This is a genomic window from Citrobacter sp. BIDMC107 (assembly GCF_001037575.1).
Taxonomy (GTDB): Bacteria; Pseudomonadota; Gammaproteobacteria; order Enterobacterales; family Enterobacteriaceae; genus Citrobacter; species Citrobacter freundii.
The window spans coordinates 2,017,621-2,032,342 of sequence record NZ_KQ089848.1 but is presented as its reverse complement, the minus strand read 5'-3'; the positions used below and the strand labels follow the sequence as shown (position 1 = coordinate 2,032,342).

At 50.4% G+C, this 14,722-nt stretch carries 10 protein-coding genes; 3 read left to right on the top strand and 7 right to left on the bottom strand.

The window, feature by feature from the left end; genetic code table 11:
- Positions 1-178 precede the first annotated feature (178 nt).
- Together adiA and melR are read right to left on the bottom strand one after the other, a co-directional pair.
- Positions 179-2,446 (bottom strand): arginine decarboxylase, encoded by a 2,268-nt coding sequence (gene adiA, locus SK39_RS09400; RefSeq protein WP_008321469.1) that lies wholly within the window; start codon positions 2,444-2,446, stop codon positions 179-181.
- A 237-nt stretch (positions 2,447-2,683) separates the two neighbouring features.
- On the bottom strand, positions 2,684-3,616 hold the full coding sequence (gene melR / locus SK39_RS09395; RefSeq protein WP_003841146.1) for a transcriptional regulator MelR: 933 nt from the start codon (positions 3,614-3,616) through the stop codon (positions 2,684-2,686).
- A 269-nt stretch (positions 3,617-3,885) separates the two neighbouring features.
- On the opposite strand from melR, the gene melA reads away from it, so the two are divergent.
- The 3 genes from melA to SK39_RS09380 all read left to right on the top strand — a co-directional run bounded on the left by melA (position 3,886) and on the right by SK39_RS09380 (position 7,021).
- Complete coding sequence (gene melA, locus SK39_RS09390) at positions 3,886-5,241, top strand: alpha-galactosidase (protein ID WP_129622421.1); 1,356 nt, start codon at positions 3,886-3,888, stop codon at positions 5,239-5,241.
- Between the two features lie 92 nt (positions 5,242-5,333).
- Positions 5,334-6,764 (top strand): melibiose:sodium transporter MelB, encoded by a 1,431-nt coding sequence (melB, locus tag SK39_RS09385; RefSeq protein WP_046671383.1) that lies wholly within the window; start codon positions 5,334-5,336, stop codon positions 6,762-6,764.
- Positions 6,765-6,766: 2 nt separating this feature from the next.
- Positions 6,767-7,021, top strand: a complete 255-nt coding sequence (locus tag SK39_RS09380) for a SemiSWEET transporter (protein ID WP_003031867.1) — start codon at positions 6,767-6,769, stop codon at positions 7,019-7,021.
- A 20-nt stretch (positions 7,022-7,041) separates the two neighbouring features.
- Here SK39_RS09380 and SK39_RS09375 read toward each other — a convergent pair whose 3' ends face one another.
- From SK39_RS09375 to SK39_RS09355, 5 genes are all read right to left on the bottom strand, one after another.
- Positions 7,042-7,665 carry a DUF2238 domain-containing protein gene (locus SK39_RS09375; protein WP_048216934.1) on the bottom strand — a complete coding sequence of 208 codons (624 nt, stop codon included), beginning with the start codon at positions 7,663-7,665 and terminating at the stop codon, positions 7,042-7,044.
- 147 nt (positions 7,666-7,812) lie between these two features.
- Positions 7,813-9,459: a class I fumarate hydratase FumA gene (gene fumA, locus SK39_RS09370; RefSeq protein ID WP_003031871.1), complete on the bottom strand. Its 1,647-nt coding sequence runs from the start codon at positions 9,457-9,459 to the stop codon at positions 7,813-7,815.
- 96 nt (positions 9,460-9,555) lie between these two features.
- Positions 9,556-10,896, bottom strand: coding sequence for an anaerobic C4-dicarboxylate transporter DcuB (gene dcuB, locus SK39_RS09365; protein ID WP_003031873.1), 1,341 nt, complete (start codon positions 10,894-10,896; stop codon positions 9,556-9,558).
- Positions 10,897-11,612: 716 nt separating this feature from the next.
- Positions 11,613-12,332, bottom strand: coding sequence for a two-component system response regulator DcuR (gene dcuR / locus SK39_RS09360; RefSeq protein WP_003031875.1), 720 nt, complete (start codon positions 12,330-12,332; stop codon positions 11,613-11,615).
- On the bottom strand, positions 12,329-13,960 hold the full coding sequence (locus SK39_RS09355; RefSeq protein ID WP_003031877.1) for a sensor histidine kinase: 1,632 nt from the start codon (positions 13,958-13,960) through the stop codon (positions 12,329-12,331). Before SK39_RS09355 ends, dcuR begins: the two co-directional genes overlap by 4 nt.
- Between the last annotated feature and the right edge of the window lie 762 nt (positions 13,961-14,722).

Genomic DNA, 14,722 nt, shown 5'->3' with positions numbered 1-14,722 from the left:
GGATTTTTCTTATGTACACATTTTTTTACGCAAGTGGAAAGATGCTATTTGCGTATAAAAAAGCGCGGGGTGGTCCCGCGCAAAAAGGTATGACAGTGTTATTGTTTTGCAGCAATACTCAGGAATTACTCAAGAATGACATGTCTACCTTAAACATCGGACTATCTAAAAAGAGACCTTATGCTTTCACGCACATAACGTGATAAACACCGTCAATAATTTCCGTTCCTTCGGTTTCATGTTCAAATCCAGGGAAGTGGTGGTCCCAGGACTGCAACGAACGCAGGTACCCAATTTGCGGGCTGTTGGCATCGCCAAAGTTTTCACCGGACAGCAGCATCGGAATTCCCGGTGGGTAAGGGATCACGGAGTTTGCCGCAATACGTCCCGCCAGATTTTCAATCGCCACCATCTCAACGTTGTCACTGACTATCGCGTTGTAAGCGTCACGCGGAGTAATATCCGCATCCGGCAGACCGGAGTAGGCTGCATTGAGACGGCTGCCTGGGTTGTTTTCTTTCAGCCAGGCGAACATGGTGTCGCCCAGATCGTGAATACCCATGTTGGCATAAGTGTCAGGATGTTCCTCAACCAGTTCTGGCATCACCTGTGCCAGCGGGGTATTGGCATCGTAATGGTGTTTGAAAGAGCACAGCGTGTTGATCAGTGTGCCCCATTTCCCGCGGGTAATCCCCATTGAGAACAGGAACATAATCTGGAAATCGGTGGTTCGGGTCGGCACGATGCCGTGGCGGCCAAGCCAGGCGGTAACCAGTGCAGCCGGTACGCCGTTCTCTTCCAGTTCGCCATCGTCGCCCATCCCCGGTGCCAGAATGCTGACTTTGATCGGGTCCAGCATGCTCCAGTTATCCGGCAGGTCTTTAAAGCCGTGCCAGGATTCGCCCGGACGCATCACCCAGCAGTTCTGATCGGTTGCCAGCAATGTGGCTGGCGCGTCGGCAAAGTCATAGGTTTTACCGGTCTGCGGATCGGTTACCACTTCTTTGTTCCACGGTTTGAAGAACCAGTCGCCTTCGGCGGTGAACTCTTTGTACAACCGTGCCATGGCCTGACGGAAATCGACTGCTTCGTCGATCACTTCCTGAGTGAGCGACAGGCCGCTGTTACCGTCCATCATGGAGACCGCCACGTCGTTTGAGGCGCAGATAGCATACAGCGGAGAGGTGGTGGCGTGCATCATGTACGCCTGGTTAAAGCGGGAGAAGTTCACGGCCCCACGCCCTTCACGAACGTGAATGTAAGATGCCTGAGAGAGCGCATTCAGCAGTTTGTGGGTCGAGTGGGTGGCAAAAACGGTAGGACCGTTATGATCGCCCGGCGCGCCACGCATGGCGTAGTGATCGGCATAAATTGGGTTGAAGCGAGCATAGCCGTACCAGGCTTCATCGAAGTGGATGCGATCGCTGGTTTGTGCGAGCAGATCCTGCGCCTCTTTGGCGTTGTAGCAAACACCGTCGTAGGTACAGTTGGTCACAACGCTGTAAGACGGTTTTTGCCCAGCTTTGCCTTTGGTCAGCGGGCTTTCGCTGATTTTTTTCTGTAAAGTTTCAGGCTGCATTTCTTGCGGGTAGATAGGCCCGATAATGCCGTACCGGTTGCGGCTTGGCACCATGTACACCGGTTTTGCCCCGGTGAGGATCAGCCCCTGTTCGATGGATTTATGGCAGTTACGATCCAGCACCACGACGTCGTTGTCGGTCATACAGGCCTGCATGATGGTGCGGTTAGAGCCGGAAGTGCCGACCACTACGGACCAGGAACGGTCGGCACCGAACACGCGGGCAGCATTTTTTTCACTTTCCCCAAATGCGCCTGTATGGTCGAGTAAAGAACCGAGATTGGTACGTTCAATCCCCATGTCGGTACGGAAGAGATTCTCACCGTAGTAGTCATGGTACAGTCGACCGGCAGGTGTTTTGGTGAAACCGACACCGCCCTGGTGACCCGGTGCAGCCCAGGAATACTCATGGACATTGCTGTATTTCATCAGGGCGTTGAACAGCGGTGGTAACAACTGCTGACGATAGCGAGTCATCGCTGCGATGGCACGGCCAGCGATAAAGTCAGCGCTGTCCTCCAGAATCCAGGCGAATTCATCGACAAGCTCCAGCAGGTCGCGATCCAGCGATGCGGTGGCTTTTTCGCGATCGCCCAGCAGGAATACGGGAACGTTTTGCTGGCGCTCGTGGAGCTTGCCGATCAATTGCCTGACGTTCAGGTGTTCATCTTGTTGTTCCATTTGATAGCTGAACATCAGGCAATCAATGGCTTCATTGGCGGCGAGGATTGCGTAGCCATCGTCGAATGAGGTGGACTTAATGACGGTAACATTTTGGCGGCTTAATGCGTCAGCCAGACGTTCGACAGCGCTACCGACCCAGGTGTCCTGATGCAGAAACTCACTTTCAACAATTAATACTTTCATCATCTTTTACCCGGTTGTGGAAAGGTTGCAATCTATGAATTGCAGACACACCGTATGAATGTGACGCAGGCAAGTATTATCCTGTCAAAACGGGCTGTAAAGCGGGTGAAAAATAGTCTGATTTATGTTTAATTTGTTTTTAAACATATAGTTACGTTTGCTTGTTGGCGGTTTTTCACCACCGTTTATCGACAGGGAGAATATTTTTTTGGCTGATACTGATATGGCCGAATGATATCAACCAGCCATTGTTTGCCGATGCTGCTGGCTTAGTTTGCGGTACTGCTGCGGCGACATGCCGACAAACTTGCTGAAGGTGTCATAAAAACGGCTGCTGGAACGGAATCCGGCGGTCAACGCAACGTCGAGAATGGTTTTATCGGTATCGCTAAGCAATGCGCGGACGTGATTGATCCGCATTGCCGTGATGTACTGCTTCAGGGTGAGTTGCATCACGCGTTGGAAAATCCCCATCGCGTAGTTGGCGTTGAGCTTCACGTGTTCCGCGACGTCGTTGATGGTGAGCGCCTGATCGTAGTTATCGGCAATAAAGCTCAGCATTTGGCTGACGTAAAACTGGGCGTGCCGAGACACGCTGTTTTTGTGGGTCCGCGAGGTTTTATTGACGAGTATAGGCTGCCAGCCGGAAAGGCTAAACCGCTTGAGCATCAGACCAATTTCATCAATGGCGAGCTGGCGAATTTGTTCGTTCGGGTTGTTCAGTTCCTGTTGCCAGCGCTGAACTTCAAAGGTGCTCAACTGCTGCGACGCCAGCGATTTGATGACCATTCCATGGGTAACATGGTTGATCAACTCGCGATCCAGCGGCCAGGAGAGGAAAAGGTGCATCGGTAAATTGAAGATAGCCATACTTTGGCAACTGCCCGGACGCGTGAGTTGATGCGGTGTGCAGGCCCAGAATAGCGTGATGTGTCCCTGTTTTATCTGTACGACTTCGTTGTTGATCAGATACTCGACGTCACCATCAAACGGCACATTGATCTCCACCTGCCCATGCCAATGGCTGGCTGGCATAGCATGCGGTGAGCGCAACTCGATATCCATCCGTTGATATTCTGAGTACAGCGATAGCGGGCTGCGGGTTTGTTCTTCATCGCTACTGCACATGTGCGGATCGGGAGGAAGAGGCGATGTCGGTAATGTGCTCATGGTTGCTCCATTTCCTGAATTATCAGAATCATGTCATTTAACACGTATTAAGGCTGAGAATCAGGACACAAATTGGACCGTTACCATTGAGCATAGCGACATTTTGCGGCCACATACTCTGCTTTTTGGGTAATTTTGTCCCATAAACTCAGATCCAATAGGGTGCAGAGTGATGATCTGAGTTTATGGGAATGCTCAGCAGAGAAGTCGGAAGTTTTCAGCTATACGCTGTGCCACCATGACTGTGTTCACTAATGTTCTGGAGAGTCATGATGTCTGCACCCAAAATTACCTTTATCGGCGCCGGTTCCACGATTTTCGTCAAAAATATTCTTGGGGACGTCTTTCACCGCGATGCGCTTAAATCTGCGCATATCGCCTTGATGGATCTCGATCCTACGCGTCTGGAAGAGTCACACGTTGTTGTGCGCAAGTTGATGGATTCTGCGGGCGCGTCTGGACGAATCACCTGCTATACCGATCAAAAAGCAGCATTACAGGATGCTGATTTTGTGGTGGTCGCTTTCCAGATCGGCGGCTATGAACCCTGTACCGTCACCGATTTTACGGTGTGTAAACGCCATGGTCTGGAGCAGACGATTGCCGACACGCTGGGGCCGGGCGGCATTATGCGCGCGCTGCGCACCATTCCGCATTTATGGCAGATTTGTGAGGATATGACCGAAGTCTGTCCGCAGGCCACAATGCTTAACTACGTTAACCCGATGGCGATGAACACCTGGGCAATGTATGCGCGCTATCCGCATATTAAGCAGGTTGGGCTGTGTCATTCGGTGCAGGGGACGGCGGAGGAGTTGGCCCGCGATCTGAACATTGACCCTGCCTCTTTGCGCTATCGCAGTGCCGGGATCAACCATATGGCGTTTTATCTGGAGCTGGAGCGCAAAACGGCGGACGGCGCCTATGTGAATCTCTACCCGGAGCTGCTGGCGGCCTATCAATCCGGTCAGGCGCCGAAACCGAATATTCACGGAAATACCCGTTGCCAGAACATTGTGCGCTATGAAATGTTCAAAAAACTGGGGTACTTCGTCACCGAATCGTCGGAGCACTTCGCCGAATATACGCCGTGGTTTATCAAACCGGGGCGTGAAGATCTGATTGAACGCTATAAGGTGCCATTGGATGAATATCCGAAACGTTGTGTGGAACAGTTGGCGAACTGGAAAAAAGAGCTGGAAGAGTACAAAACGGCTGAGCGGATCGACATTAAACCGTCGCGCGAATATGCCAGCACTATCATGAACGCTATCTGGACCGGTGAACCAAGCGTCGTCTATGGCAATGTTCGCAATGACAGTCTGATCGATAACCTGCCGCAAGGTTGCTGTGTTGAAGTCGCTTGTCTGGTTGATGCGAATGGTATTCAGCCAACGAAAGTCGGTGCTCTCCCGTCACATTTGGCGGCGATGATGCAAACCAATATCAATGTTCAGACTCTGCTAACGGAAGCCATCCTGACGGAGAACCGCGATCGTGTTTATCACGCGACGATGATGGATCCGCATACCGCCGCGGTACTGGGGATTGAAGAGATTTATGCGCTGGTGGACGACCTGATCGCGTCTCACGGCGACTGGCTGCCGGCCTGGCTGCACCGTTAATACACAATCACGCCGGGCAGAGCATCCGGCGTTTAACCTCTGACGTTTCCTCTTACAGAAGGCGGGCGCTGGTAACAGCGACCCGATACCCTATGAGCATCTCTCTGACAACAAAACTCAGTTACGGATTTGGAGCGTTCGGTAAGGATTTCGCTATCGGTATTGTGTACATGTATCTGATGTATTACTACACCGACGTGGTGGGATTATCGGTGGGCGTCGTCGGAACCTTGTTCCTGGTGGCAAAAATATGGAACGCGTTTAACGATCCGGTGATGGGGTGGATAGTGAATGCCACCCGATCGCGCTGGGGAAAATTTAAACCCTGGATTTTACTCGGTACGCTGGCGAACTCATTGGTGCTGTTTTTGCTTTTTAGCGCACATCTTTTTGAGGGTACTGCGCAGGTCGTATTTGTTTGCGTGACGTATATTTTATGGGGAATGACCTACACCATTATGGATATTCCATTCTGGTCACTGGTGCCAACCATTACGCTGGATAAACGCGAGCGTGAACAACTGGTGCCGTATCCCCGTTTCTTCGCCAGCCTTGCCGGGTTTGTCACCGCGGGCGTGACGCTACCCTTTGTAAACTATGTTGGCGGCGCGGATCGCGGGTTCGGTTTTCAGATGTTTACGCTGGTGCTGATCGCATTTTTTATTGTTTCTACCCTCGTAACCTTGCGCAATGTGCATGAAGTGTATTCCTCTGACAGCGAAGCTACCGCAGACAGCACCCGGCTGACGCTGAAATCAATCCTTGCGCTTATCTACAAAAACGATCAGCTTTCCTGCCTGCTGGGGATGGCGCTGGCTTACAACGTGGCGTCCAATATCATTACAGGTTTTGCGATTTACTACTTCACCTACGTGGTGGGTGATGCTGACCTTTTCCCATACTACCTCTCCTATGCCGGAGCAGCTAACTTGCTGACATTGATTCTCTTTCCCCGTCTGTCAAAGGCGCTTTCTCGCCGGGTACTGTGGGCTGGCGCTTCGGTTATGCCAGTTCTCAGCGCAGGCGTATTGCTGATTATGGCTCTGGGGGCATTCCACAATACTTTCCTGATTGTTACCGCAGGGATCCTTCTGAACATTGGTACGGCGCTGTTCTGGGTACTGCAGGTGATTATGGTGGCGGACACCGTAGATTACGGTGAATACAAGTTTAACGTCCGCTGCGAGAGTATTGCCTATGCCGTGCAGACAATGGTGGTCAAAGGTGGCTCGGCGTTTTCCGCTTTCTTTATTGCGGTGGTGCTGGGATTGATTGGTTATGTTCCGAATGCGACGCAATCTGCTGAGACCATCCTCGGCATGCAGTTCATCATGATCGCGCTGCCCACGCTTTTTTTCGTTGTGACACTGGTGCTCTATTTCCGTTACTACCGGTTGAATGGCGATATGCTGCGTAAGATTCAGATCCACCTGCTGGATAAGTACCGAAAAGTGCCGTCGCCCGTCAAACAGTCGAATACTCCGGAGATTCCGGTGGTAGTGGCCAGCGATGTGAAGGCCTAGCTATGGAGTGGCATTCCTGGATTGGCTATCTGGCGGCAACGCTGACGACGCTCTCTTTTTTGCCGCAGGCGATTAAGGTTATTACCACCCGCAACACCCAGGGTATCTCCGGTTTAATGTATGTGATGTTTGTGTGCGGGCTGGTGTTGTGGCTGGCTTATGGGTTATTGATTGAAGATACCGCTGTCAGCATGGCGAACTTTCTGACACTGTTGTTCGCCTTGCCGATTCTGGTTATCAAGTATCGCAGTAGGTAGCGCAGATTGCCGGAGAAGCGTTAGCGCTCTCCGGCCGTTTTCAACTGCCGATTGTGCCAGCCCGCCAACGCGAGGATCGTTGTTAACGCGCCGAGCAGGGCGCAGAACATGTCCGACTGGGTATCCCACGGGTCACCCTGCGTGCCAAGGAAGTCTTCCGCACCTTGTCCCATTGCCAGCGCTGCCCACCACTCGATCAGTTCATACATTGCGCTAATCGCCAGTGCTATGCAGCAGACCAAAAATGCCAGCATCTTACGACCACGGACAATATTGCCGCGCACTAAAATCTCTCTTGCCGTCAGGGCTGGTACCAGCCCCTGGAAGAAGTGACCCAACTTGTCATAGGGGTTACGACTGAGATCCAGCCATTCCTGAACCTGAAAACCGACGGGAACTTTGGCGTAGGTATACATCCCGCCTACCATCAGAATGATGGCGTGCAAGAAAATCAACGTATAAAGCAGCGGCGTCAATGGGTACCGCTTCATGGTAGCCAGCAACAGCGGGACGACAATAATGACCGGCGTGACTTCCATCAGCCAGGTGATTTTCTCCGAGGCAGAGATACCGGTGTAGATAAGGATCAGCGCCAGGAACACTGCGCCAGTGTGCAAGATTGTGGGGTTCAGAGTGCGGAGCATTGTGAATTCACACGTAATGGAAAAGGTCACTATTCCCTGTGAACGGCAAAAATTCAATACCAGTAAATGGGGGGATAAAGTTGGCCCGGGGGGATCGCTGGACTGACGCCAAAAATTTAGTGCCAGTCCAGTGCCGGGCCGAATGGGTTACTTCGCGCAGTTAGCGCATTGTTTGCTGACGATTTGCTGGAAGAAATCGTTGCCTTTGTCATCGACCAGGATGAAAGCAGGGAAATCTTCTACTTCGATTTTCCAGATAGCTTCCATTCCCAGCTCCGGGTATTCCACGCATTCCAGATGCTTAATGCTCTGCTGCGCCAGTACCGCTGCCGGACCACCGATGCTGCCTAAGTAGAAGCCGCCGTGTTTGTGGCAGGCGTCAGTCACTTGCTGACTGCGGTTACCTTTCGCCAACATGATCATGCTGCCGCCGTGAGACTGCAACAGGTCAACGTAGGAGTCCATACGACCCGCGGTGGTTGGGCCTAAAGAACCGGACGGATAGCCAGCAGGCGTTTTGGCCGGACCCGCGTAGTAGATCGGATGATCTTTCACGTACTGCGGTAAACCTTCGCCGGACTCAATACGTTCTTTTAACTTCGCGTGGGCAATGTCACGACCGACAATGATAGTACCGCTCAGTGACAGACGAGTAGAAACCGGGTACTGAGAGAGCTGAGCGAGGATCTCTTTCATCGGGCGGTTAAGGTCAACTTTAACCACTTCACCTTCACCCGCCTGGCGCAGAGATTCCGGAATGTACTGACCTGGGTTATGTTCCAGTTTTTCAATCCAGATCCCTTCGCGGTTAATCTTGGCTTTAATATTACGGTCTGCGGAGCAAGAAACGCCCATACCAACTGGGCAGGATGCGCCGTGGCGAGGCAGGCGGATCACGCGGATATCATGTGCGAAGTATTTCCCGCCAAACTGAGCGCCAAGGCCGAGTTTCTGTGCCTCGATCAGCAGTTCCTGTTCCAGTTGGAGATCGCGGAACGCCTGGCCGTGAGCATTACCTTCAGTCGGCAGCGCGTCATAGTAGTGTGTGCTGGCCAATTTCACCGTTTTAAGGGTACTTTCCGCTGACGTCCCGCCAATGACGAATGCGATGTGGTACGGCGGGCAAGCTGCAGTACCCAGCGTGCGCATTTTCTCAACCAGGAAGTTTTTCAGTTTGCCGGGAGTCAGCAGCGCTTTGGTTTCCTGATACAGATAGGTTTTGTTGGCTGAGCCGCCGCCTTTGGCCACGCACAGGAATTTGTATTCGTCACCGTCCACGCTGTACAGATCGATTTGTGCGGGCAGGTTGGTGCCGGTATTCACTTCTTTGTACATATCCAGCGCCGCGTTTTGCGAGTAGCGCAGGTTATCTTCAATATAGGTATTAAATACGCCTTTGGAGAGGGCCGCTTCATCGCCGCCGCCGGTCCAAACGCGCTGACCTTTTTTACCCATGATAATTGCCGTACCGGTGTCCTGGCAGGTTGGCAACACGCCTTTGGCGGCGATTTCGGAGTTTCTCAGGAACTGCAGCGCCACGTACTTATCGTTTTCGCTGGCTTCGGGATCATGGAGAATTGAGGCGACTTGCTGTTGGTGTTCTGGGCGGAGCATGAAGGAGGCATCGTGGAAGGCTTGTTGGGCCAGTAGCGTAAGTGCTTCAGGAGCTACTTTCAGGATTGTTTCGCCTTCAAACTCGCCGACACTGACGTGATCGGATGTCAGCAGGTAGTACTCAGTTTTGTCTTCCCCCAGTGGGAAAGCCGCCTGGTAAGTGAATTCAACTTTTGACATTTGCTTCCAGCCTTTTCATTTTTCTCAGGAATTTTAAAATTCTCTGTGTCTTAATGGTGGCGTGCCGTACCAACGCGGACGGCACGCGAACTGTGATTACAGGAAACCGTACATTGCGGCGAAGATCCAACCAAAGACACAGGATACGCTTACGCCGATCAAACCAGGCAGAATGAAGCTGTGGTTGATAACGAAGCGGCCGATGTGGGTGGTGCCAGAGCGGTCAAACTGAATAGCCGCCAGGTCGCTCGGGTAGGTCGGCAGAATGTAGTAACCGTAACATGCCGGAGCGGAAGCCACGATGTACGCTGGATCAACCCCGATTGCCAGTGCGACCGGAACAATCGCTGCCAGCGCTGCTGCCTGGGAGTTTACAAATTTGGATACCAGCAGCAGAACAATTGCATAGGCCCACGGATACTCTTTCACCATATTGCCCAGCACACCTTCGATTTCTGTCATGTGCGCGCCGAACATTGTTTCGGCCATCCAGGCAATACCGTACACCGCCACAATCGCGATCATACCGGAACGGAAGACTTCGTTTTTAGATATTGAAGCGGGATTGGTCTTCGTCAGGATAATAATCAGCGCACCCGTCAGCAGCATGAACATCTGGATAACCAGTACCATTGACAGTGGTTTGCCGCTAAAGGTAGGGCGCAGCTCAGAGAACGCGCCGAGTACGGCAACAACGGCGATAGCGGCAAGGAAGATCCACATGGCCAGCCAGTTGCTTTTCGGCAGCTTTTTGTCTAACAGCGTGGCGGTATCGCCATACACATAGTTGTGGTTTTCAGGTACAGAAATGAACTTCTGGAACTCTTCATCTTTATCCAGATCTTTACCACGGAACCAACTGAAGATACCGATCGCCAGGATACCCAACAGGGTAGACGGGATGGTGATGCTGAGCAGGTCGAGGAATTCGAGATGCTTGCCTTCAAACGTTACGTTACCCAGCATTGCCACCAGTGACACAACGGCTACAGAAACCGGGCTGGCGATAATACCCATCTGCGCACCGATGGAACTCGCCGCCATCGGACGTTCCGGGCGAATATTGTTCTTAATGGCAACGTCATAAATGATTGGCAGGATGGTGTATACCACGTGCCCTGTACCGCAGAGAATCGTCAGGGTGCAGGTAACGAAAGGTGCGACGATGGAAACATATTTTGGGTTACGGCGCAGCAGCTTTTCAGCGATTTGCAGCATAACGTCAAGACCGCCGGAGGCTTGTAAGGTTGCCGATGCGGCCACCACGGCAATAATAACCAGCATGACATCTACAGGTGGTTTACCCGGCTGGAGATGGAAAACGAAAACCAGAATGACCAGGCCGATACCGCCTAATAAACCCAGCGCGATACCGCCCTTTCTGGCACCATAAAACAAACATATTAATATTATGAGAAGTTGTATACTAAATAACATTTTATTTACCCTCGCGAAAAACCCAGTCAATTTTTTGAAAAATGGATCTGTGCCACATTCTTTTTTGCCAGAATAAGCATCAAAAAATGGTCAGTATTCGATATGTCCGTATTTGCGATTAATGTTCAAATGTCTTGCTAGAATTTTTTTTTAAATTTATGGCGATATTTGGTTTTTTCTGTGGCTTTGATCAGAGGAGAGAATCCTCAGGCGATGGGAAGCAGAGCTGAACATGGAGAGCCGCGGTTGACGCTGTAATTTATCTATTTTGCGTTTTCCGCTATTACATGAACCACCGACAGAATGAGTGAGTGGGTTATTTATGTGATCACGGTCACGCCATTTCATGATGTGATGAAGTCGGCGTGCGGATACTTTTATTTGCTCACAAAAATGTACGGTGTCCATGGTACGTAGCATGGTCTCCATTGCTACCAGTCTAGATTTTGTATGTCTGGTTAATTCAGACTAATCCTTTATGGGTAAAAATACACACTCTGCGAGTTAGATAATACTTAATTAACTTTTGTTAGCGATTTTGAAATTAAAAACAGTGTGATGTTTGTCAATATTAAAATAATACATTTAACATGCCGGATACAAATATATTTGATCTAACGCAAATTTATAATTTTGCAGTGTCAGCTGGTGAAATAGGGGATTTTTCATTATTTTAATAATTGTTACTTTCAAATAACAAATAATCCCAAGTGTATTTATTGGCAATATTGTTTAAGCAATGAGTAGTGTTCAGCCTGCACGCGATAACGATAAACAGGTCTGCCGGTCACGCCATAATGGATGCTGGTAAATAAGATGTGACAATTGACGAGCCAGATAAGGTATTTACGGCAAGAGACGCGCGAGATATTGACCTCGTTAGCCAGCTCATCCGTGGAGAACTCCTGATCCTGGTGCTCATCAATCCACTGGCACAACGTGCGCAACGTTTGTGGCGTTAATCCTTTGGGTAAGCGCCGCGTTTCTTGTTCATTGGAGGAGCTGCCGTGAATCAACTGGTCAAGCTCAGACTGTTCATAGTACTGATGCTTTTCCATCTCAGTTTTTTTCTGTAGCCAGCCGGTGAGCGCCTCTTCAAACCGGGACGCCTGGAAAGGTTTGATCAAGTAGTCAACGACGCCGTAGTGAAGTGAATCTTTAATGGTGGTGGCATCGGCTGCAGAAGAGATGACGATGACATCGCACTTGCAACCTTCACTGTGCAGAACCGGTAGCAGGTCCAGACCGTTTTCTTTTTGCATATAAATATCTAGCAAAATCAGATCGATATGATGACCGCTATGAAAGATTATCTCTTTTGCTTTCTCCAGCGTGGAGGCTGTGCCGCAGCAGTGAAAACCGGAGAGTTGCGCGACATAACGGCGGTTTAATTCCGCTACCATTGCATCGTCATCGACAATTAAGACATTGATCATCTGCTGGCCCTCTCACCATTCCACGGTAACTGTACAAAAAATTGGGTGAAGATCCCAGGTTCAGACTCGACGGATATATTGCCGCCAACGTTTTCAACCTGTTGTTTAACAAGCGCTAAACCTACGCCCCGTTCGGTTCCTTTTGACGAAACGCCCTTCTCAAAGATGTGCTCAATGTTTTCGGGGGCGATCCCCGGACCATCGTCATTCACTTCGCAATGCAACCAGCCGTGTCGATAATGCAAGGATACGCTGATCTCACCACCAGGTTCTTGACCTAGCGCCTCCAGGGCGTTTTCAATCAGATTCCCCAGAACGGTAATCAGCACCGCCACCTGATCTTCGTTGTTATTTTCCGGTAGCTGGCTTTCATTGCTGATGACCAGGCTATGGCCTAAATCAGATGTGCGATTAATCTTACTGAGTAAAAATCCTGCGATCACCGGAGATTTTATTTTTCCTAACAGTGAGCCAATTTCTTCCTGATAATTGTTCGCGGTCTTTAGGATATAATTTTCAAGCTGCTTATAACTTTTCAGATGCAATAATCCCAGAATCACGTGCAATTTATTCATAAATTCGTGGGATCGTTCACGAAGTGCATCGGCATAGTTGACCATACCGTCCAGGCGTTGCATTAACTTTCGGACTTCAGTCTTATCTCTGAAGGTTGAAATGGCGCCGATGATTTTACCGTTGCTGAGTACAGGGACCGTGTTAATTAAGAGTAGCCGATCCTTCACCATGATCTCTTCATCGCGGCGCGGCGTTCCGTCATGTAGTACCTGTGAAAAATCGACCACTTGTGACCACGCATGGCTGAGCGTGGAGAGCTGGGCATCATCTTGTGATTTGTGATAATCCAGCAGCTCCTGCGCAGCTTGGTTAATCAACGTCACTTCACCGCACTCGTCAACGGCAATGACTCCTTCCTTTATAGAGTGCAGCATTGCCTGGCGTTGTTCGAACAGATTGGAGATTTCATAAGGTTCCAGACCAAACAGAATGCGTTTGAGGACCTTAACGAATATCCATGTGCCGAGCAGCCCAACCAGCACGCCAAATAAGATTGACCAGATGATGCTGCCGCGGCTGTTATTGATCTGTTCAGCAACTCTGCTTAGCTCAAGACCGATCGCTACCACGCCAATTTGCTGGTGATGTTCGTCATATATAGGGGTGAATACCCGCAGGGCTTTAGCCAGAAACCCGCGATTAATGGCGACATTCTCTTTACCTTGCAGGGCCAGCAAAATGTCATCGCCTTTAAATGGCTGGCCGATTCGCTGTGCTTCGGGATGGGAGTAACGAATGCTTTGCATATCGGTGACGACGATGAACAAAAAATCGTTGCTCTTATTCACCGCCTGGGCAATCGCCTGAATACCGCTTTCCTCGGGCTTTTTCATTAGTCCCTGGCGGATCTCCGGAGAGTTGGCCAACGTTCGCGCGACGGCAAGCGCTTTACTCGCTAACGCATCGCGCGTCATGTTGCTAATTTGCGAGAAATAAATCAGATGAACGACAAGCAGCACGGAGAAGAGAACTGCACTAACCATGAGGATCACGGTGGTGCCAAGCTTCATCGGGCGTTTGCGTATAGCAGTACGTTGCAGTGAGTGTCTCATCACGGTCCTGGAATCACGGTTTGTGCGGGTATTATCGCCTGATGGGGGGCGTAATTCAAAGGTGGTAGGGATTATGGAGCTTAAGTTGTCAGCCCTTCTTCTTTATATAGCGTAGAGTGAATTTCTTTCTATATAGAAGTTTTCATACCGGTTCTCTCCCTTTTCAGGGACGCTGACAGATAATTTGCTTACGATTGTGGATAACTCTGTGTGTAAATGGGTATAAGGCGGGGTTTTGCTGTGGAATGCAGCAGTCAGTCATTTTTCTGCAATTTAAGGGTTGCGGGCCACAGGAAACTCCCTATAATGCGCCTCCATCGACACGGCGGATGTGAATCACTTCACACAAACAGCCGGTTCGGTTGAAGAGAAAAACCTGAAAATGAGGGTTGACTCTGAAAGAGGAAAGCGTAATATACGCCACCTCGCGACAGAGCGCTAAAGCGCGTCGCAACTGCTCTTTAACAATTTATCAGACAATCTGTGTGGGCACTCGAAGATACGGATTCTTAACGTCGCAAGACGAAAAATGAATGCCAAGTCTCTGAGTGAACATACGTAATTCATTACGAAGTTTAATTCACGAGCATCAAACTTAAATTGAAGAGTTTGATCATGGCTCAGATTGAACGCTGGCGGCAGGCCTAACACATGCAAGTCGAACGGTAGCACAGAGGAGCTTGCTCCTTGGGTGACGAGTGGCGGACGGGTGAGTAATGTCTGGGAAACTGCCCGATGGAGGGGGATAACTACTGGAAACGG

Coding starts and splice junctions, on each gene's coding strand:
- adiA (WP_008321469.1), bottom strand. CDS start 2,446: ATGAAAGTATTAATTGTTGAAAGTGAGTTTCTGCATCAGGACACCTGG.
- melR (WP_003841146.1), bottom strand. CDS start 3,616: ATGAGCACATTACCGACATCGCCTCTTCCTCCCGATCCGCACATGTGC.
- melA (WP_129622421.1), top strand. CDS start 3,886: ATGATGTCTGCACCCAAAATTACCTTTATCGGCGCCGGTTCCACGATT.
- melB (WP_046671383.1), top strand. CDS start 5,334: ATGAGCATCTCTCTGACAACAAAACTCAGTTACGGATTTGGAGCGTTC.
- SK39_RS09380 (WP_003031867.1), top strand. CDS start 6,767: ATGGAGTGGCATTCCTGGATTGGCTATCTGGCGGCAACGCTGACGACG.
- SK39_RS09375 (WP_048216934.1), bottom strand. CDS start 7,665: ATGCTCCGCACTCTGAACCCCACAATCTTGCACACTGGCGCAGTGTTC.
- fumA (WP_003031871.1), bottom strand. CDS start 9,459: ATGTCAAAAGTTGAATTCACTTACCAGGCGGCTTTCCCACTGGGGGAA.
- dcuB (WP_003031873.1), bottom strand. CDS start 10,896: ATGTTATTTAGTATACAACTTCTCATAATATTAATATGTTTGTTTTAT.
- dcuR (WP_003031875.1), bottom strand. CDS start 12,332: ATGATCAATGTCTTAATTGTCGATGACGATGCAATGGTAGCGGAATTA.
- SK39_RS09355 (WP_003031877.1), bottom strand. CDS start 13,960: ATGAGACACTCACTGCAACGTACTGCTATACGCAAACGCCCGATGAAG.